Source organism: Arsenophonus sp. ENCA (assembly GCF_002287155.1).
GTDB lineage: Bacteria > Pseudomonadota > Gammaproteobacteria > Enterobacterales > Enterobacteriaceae > Arsenophonus > Arsenophonus nilaparvatae.
Window position 1 is genome coordinate 1 of sequence record NZ_NHNG01000721.1, and the last position, 1,206, is coordinate 1,206.

The window sequence follows — 1,206 nt, forward strand, 5'->3', positions numbered from 1 at the left end:
CATAAACGATTATCTCGTAACAGCCGCTCTTTGTTGATCATTTCAAACCTTTATTCTCTAAGTTAAACCTCTTTTTATTCTCAATAGCGTGACAAAAAATGCAAGTCTCTATTCAGCAACTAGTTTATAGTGGCGATCCAGATATCGGTGGCCTTTTTGCCGCAGCTCGGGCATCCCCGACCTTTACAGCTTTGGTAAATAAGGCGCCGATGTGGACAATGGGTATTCTCACAGCATAATTCGCGGCTTCCCATAAGTGGTGTGCCACAAGCTAGCATTTTGGTGACAACTTCTACTTCAACAGGCCTCAGTGGGTAAGTGTTTAGCAGTTCGGCCCAAGCACCGTTTCGCTGAAACAACGTTTTTAGAGGGCGAGGAGTGAATTCAGAAAGCACGGGGGTAATTTTATATGATTTCCAGAAGTTCAAGGTACCACCATTCTACCCGATATCGATTTGCAGCCGCTAGGCTGCTTCCTTGTGGTTTTTTCACTGAACAACCAGATAAAGCAAGAAATGATAAGCGAACTTGAAATATTGAAAGCATATCGTTTAGTGAATAAAGATCATATCTTGCTTTGATATCTTCAAGTGAATGTTCCACAGTTCTATAGGCAACATTCCTCGCAGATGCGATCTCTTTCTTTGATAGCCCAAGAGAGAATAACATTGCTGTCTCAAGCTGCTCTTTTGTGGTCAGTTCAGGAAATACATTGCTGAATTGTTCTATTTGATTTACGTCAACAATTCTCATGCTACGCGCTCCATCACTGGCGTACGTCCAGCCCAGATAAGCCGATCATCCTTGAATAGCACTTTGAATATACGACTGTCATGACGTGTGAATGAGACTTTGCTAGAAGGTTTGTTGGAGTTTTTAGGAAATATCCAATAAGTATCAATAAATTTAGAGCAAGATTGAATGGTAGCCATAGTTGCGACCTCTCTTACAGGTTGTGAAACCTCACCAATCCGCTACTGAGGCTGTCGCAAAAGCTCATGTTATCGATTAAAATTTGCTTTATTCGTTTTAAACGCAGATCTTTTATGACCGTATTTACTCGCAAACTGGAATCGCCTTCTCACACCAAACGTAAGTTTGTCAAAGCGCAAAATCTACCTATCTTGGAGGGTTCTGTTTCCCTTTGCGATTATCTCAAGCAAATTGGTGAACGTAGGGCATTTATTGTCACAGAGATTTTGGATG

The 1,206-nt window shown here is 41.5% G+C and carries 2 protein-coding genes and 1 pseudogene; 1 reads left to right on the plus strand and 2 read right to left on the minus strand.

Annotated features, from left to right (window positions below):
• Positions 1–119: 119 nt before the first annotated feature.
• Both CBG25_RS18775 and CBG25_RS18780 read right to left on the minus strand, forming a co-directional pair.
• Entirely contained in the window at positions 120–428 is a 309-nt protein-coding gene (locus CBG25_RS18775; protein ID WP_290608570.1) for a transposase zinc-binding domain-containing protein, read from the minus strand.
• Entirely contained in the window at positions 406–753 is a 348-nt protein-coding gene (locus CBG25_RS18780) for a transcriptional regulator (RefSeq protein ID WP_290608571.1), read from the minus strand. Before CBG25_RS18780 ends, CBG25_RS18775 begins: the two co-directional genes overlap by 23 nt.
• Positions 754–998: 245 nt before the next feature.
• Between CBG25_RS18780 and CBG25_RS18785 the strand changes: the two are divergent.
• A pseudogene (locus tag CBG25_RS18785) lies at positions 999–1,206 on the plus strand (hypothetical protein); the annotation flags it as partial.